We start from the raw sequence: 3,784 nt of genomic DNA on the forward strand, positions 1-3,784 counted from the left end.
GAGCCCGTACCCGCGCTCACCGGGGTGTCCTCAAGCGCCGGACGGGCTGGGGGTGGCGACTCGGGGCCCCGGGATGCCGGGTGCGGCCGGTGGTGGCTCCTGTCACTGTGTCCTCAAGCGCCGGACGGGCTGGGGGTGGCGGGTCCCGGCCCGGGGATGCCGGGTGCGGCCGGTGGTGGCTCCTGTTACCGCGTCCTCAAGCGCCGGACGGGCTGAAGGGGGCGACTCCGGGCCCCGGGATGCCGGGTGCGGCCGGTGGCGGTTCCTGTTACCGCGTCCTCAAGCGCCGGACGGGCTGAAGGGGGCGACTCCCGGCCCGGGGATGCCGGGTGCGGCCAGTCGCGGCTCCCGTTACCGCGTCCTCAAGCGCCCAACGGGCTGGAGCCGAACGAACCCCGCGGCGGTCTCAATGGCTCTCCAGCTCCCGTTCCCGTTCCGCTCCCGCCGTCCCCGGCGGCATCGCCGGATGGCGGCCGATCATCACAATGCCCACCACGATCGCGGCCAGCCCGGCCGCCTCCCACGCCAGCGCCCCGGGTGTCAGCCGCACCCGGTCGCCGAGGAACCCCACCCCGCAGACGATGCCGGCCAGCGGCTGCGCCGCCGTCAGGGCCGGCAGCGACATCCGCAGCGGCGCCGTCTCGAAGGCGCTCTGCACCAGCACCAGCGCCAGGATTCCCAGCACGACGAGCATGTACGGCTGCCAGCCCATGAACACCCCGGACAGGCCGCCGCGGTCGAAACGGTCGCTGGTGATCCGGGTCAGCGCGTCCTGGAGGCCGTAGAGCAGTCCGCCCGCCACGCCCAGCAGCGGGGCCTCCCACCGCATCCGCAGCCGCTTGGCGCACGCCGCCAGGATCAGCGCCACGGCCAGCACCACCCCCATGACCAGCCAGTGCCGCAGCGGCTCGTTCACGGCCCGGCCGCCCACCGGCCGGCCCGCCACGATGAAGGCGGTCACCCCGCCGGCCAGCAGCCACAGGCCGCCCCAGCCGCTCCAGCCCAGGCGCTGCCGGGTGAGCCATCGGGAGAGCGCCATCGCGAACAGCAGGTTGGTGGCCATCAGCGGTTCGACGAGGGTGATCTCGCCCATGCCCAGCGCCACCGCGCCCAGCGCCATCCCGGCGACCATCAGGGCGATCCCGGCCACCCAGCGCGGCACCCGGGCCAGGTCGAGCAGCAGCCGCAGGGAGAGGAAGTCCTGGATGGGGGCGCGCTGTGCCGCGTCCTGCTGGAGCACGAAACCGAATCCGAGGCAGCAGGCCGCGCCCAGACCCAGCAGCAACACCGTCACGTCATCCACCTCAAGTCGCGCGGGGAAACGGGGCCTTGGCTCCGAACGTAGAGGGCCGCACGGAGCATGGCGAGTTGCGCGGCGGACCCGTCGCCACAGCGCGGCCCGGGTACCCGTTCGTGCCGGGTTGAAATCCAACGGTTGACGTGGTGCCCGGGCGCGCTGAGGATCGGTAGCCATCATGAGGCCGGATCCCCGGCGCCCCGGTGAGGAGTGTGTACGTGGCCTACGACGCTGACGTCATCGTGATCGGAGCGGGGCTCGCGGGGCTGGCGGCCACCGCGGAGCTCGCCGAGGCCGGCCGCTCGGTGATCCTCCTCGACCAGGAGCCCGAGCAGTCCCTCGGCGGGCAGGCCCACTGGTCCTTCGGTGGCCTCTTCCTCGTCGACTCGCCCGAGCAGCGCCGGCTGCGCATCCGGGACTCCCACGAGCTGGCCTGGCAGGACTGGCTGGGCGCGGCCGGCTTCGACCGGCCCGAGGACCACTGGCCGCGCGAGTGGGCCCGCGCGTACGTGGACTTCGCGGCGGGGGAGAAGCGGTCCTGGCTGCGGCGGCAGGGCGTCCGGCTGTTCCCGGTCGTGGGCTGGGCGGAGCGCGGCGGGTACGACGCCCGCGGCCACGGCAACTCCGTCCCCCGCTTCCACATCACCTGGGGCACCGGCCCCGGCCTCGTCGCGCCCTTCGAGCGCCGGGTGCGGGCCGGTGTCGCGCGGGGCCGCGTCCGGCTGCGGTTCCGGCACCGCGTGACCGGCCTGACCCGCACCGCCGGGGCCGTAGACACTGTCAGCGGCGAGATCCTGGAGCCGTCCGCCGCCGAGCGCGGCACACCCAGCAGCCGGGAGGTGACCGGCGCCTTCGAGCTGCGGGCCCAGGCCGTGATCGTCACGTCCGGCGGCATCGGCGGCAACCACGACCTGGTGCGCGCGAACTGGCCCGAGCGCCTCGGCACGCCGCCGCAGCGGATGCTCTCCGGCGTGCCCGCCCATGTGGACGGCCACATGCTCGGCGTCGCCGAGAGCGCCGGCGGCCGGATGATCAACCGCGACCGGATGTGGCACTACACCGAGGGCATCGAGAACTGGGACCCGATCTGGCCCCGGCACGGCATCCGCATCCTGTCCGGGCCGTCGCCCCTGTGGCTGGACGCGCGGGGCAACCGGCTGCCGGTGCCGCTCTTCCCCGGCTTCGACACCCTGGGCACGCTCGAACACATCGCGCGGACCGGTTACGACTACACGTGGTTCGTCCTCACCCGGAAGATCATCAGCAAGGAGTTCACGCTCTCCGGCTCCGAGCAGAACCCGGACCTCACGGACAAGAGCGTCCGCGACGTCCTGGGCCGGGCGCTGGGCGGCCCCACCGCCCCCGTCCAGGCGTTCATGGACCGCGGCGCCGACTTCGTCGTGGAACGCAGCCTCGGCGACCTCGTACGGCGGATGAACGCGCTCACCACCGAGCCGCTCATCGACGAGGCCGCGCTGCGCCGGGAGATCACCGCGCGGGACCGCGAGCTGACCAACTCCTTCACCAAGGACCTCCAGGTGACGGCGGTGCGCGGCACCCGCAAGTACCTCGGCGACCGCCTGATCCGCACCGCCGCCCCGCACCGCCTGCTCGACCCGAAGGCCGGCCCCCTGATCGCCGTCCGCCTGCACATCATCACGCGCAAGACACTCGGCGGCCTGGAGACCGACCTGTCCGCCCGCGTCCTGACCGAGGGCGGGCAGCCGCTGCCCGGCGTGTACGCGGCGGGCGAGGCCGCCGGCTTCGGCGGCGGCGGGATGCACGGCTACCGCTCCCTGGAGGGCACCTTCCTCGGCGGCTGCCTCTTCTCCGGCCGCACGGCGGGCCGCGCGGCGGCACGCGCGGTGGGGTGACGGGGCCGGACGCTGCGTCAGTTGGAACGGCGGGGGCGGCCGGACGCTTACGGCGAGCGAGCCGCCCCACCCCGTGTCACTCCGCGGGCAGCACCGCGAACGCCTCCACCTCCAGCAGCAGTTCGGGCCGGTACAGGGCGGACACCTGCACCGCCGTGCTGGCGGGCGGGCGCGTGGTGTCGATGCAGGCGTCGCGGGCGGCCCGGATGGCGGGCAGGTGCGCGACGTCGGTGACGTAGTACGTGAGCTTCACGACGTCGTCGAACGTCGCGCCGGTCGCGGCCAGGCAGCCCCGCAGGTTCTCGAAGACCTGTCGCGCCTGCACGGCGGCGTCGCCCGCGCCGACGACCTCGCCCTCCGCGTCGAGCGCGACCTGCCCGGACAGGGCGACCAGGCGGCCGGTCCCCATCACGACGTGCGAGTAACCGTTCCCCGGGGCGACGCCCTCGGGAGCCGCTATGTGTGTGAGCCGTGTGTCGTTCATGTCGGCATCCTCACCCGCCGAACCCCCCGTCCACCAGCGCGAAGCCCCGTGGCGAACACCACGCGCCGGGCTTTCCGCGACGACCGCCGGTGTGCCTGGCTTCCTTGACGGCCACTCGGCACCGGTCGT

At 74.1% G+C, this 3,784-nt stretch carries 3 protein-coding genes; 1 reads left to right on the forward strand and 2 read right to left on the reverse strand.

The features are described from left to right. Window positions 1-406 precede the first annotated feature (406 nt). Entirely contained in the window at window positions 407-1,294 is an 888-nt protein-coding gene (locus ABZX96_RS37385; RefSeq protein ID WP_355553926.1) for a DMT family transporter, read from the reverse strand. A gap of 221 nt (window positions 1,295-1,515) precedes the next feature. On the opposite strand from ABZX96_RS37385, the gene ABZX96_RS37390 reads away from it, so the two are divergent. Next, window positions 1,516-3,171 carry an FAD-binding dehydrogenase gene (locus tag ABZX96_RS37390; protein WP_355553928.1) on the forward strand — a complete coding sequence of 552 codons (1,656 nt, stop codon included), beginning with the start codon at window positions 1,516-1,518 and terminating at the stop codon, window positions 3,169-3,171. A gap of 76 nt (window positions 3,172-3,247) precedes the next feature. On the opposite strand, the gene ABZX96_RS37395 is transcribed toward ABZX96_RS37390, so the two are convergent. Next, window positions 3,248-3,655 (reverse strand): RidA family protein, encoded by a 408-nt coding sequence (locus ABZX96_RS37395; protein ID WP_355553931.1) that lies wholly within the window; start codon window positions 3,653-3,655, stop codon window positions 3,248-3,250. Window positions 3,656-3,784 lie beyond the last annotated feature (129 nt).

The organism is Streptomyces sp. NPDC003077, from assembly GCF_040611095.1.
In the GTDB taxonomy this organism is placed as follows: domain Bacteria; phylum Actinomycetota; class Actinomycetes; order Streptomycetales; family Streptomycetaceae; genus Streptomyces.

Coding starts and splice junctions, on each gene's coding strand:
- ABZX96_RS37395 (WP_355553931.1), bottom strand. CDS start 3,655: ATGAACGACACACGGCTCACACACATAGCGGCTCCCGAGGGCGTCGCC.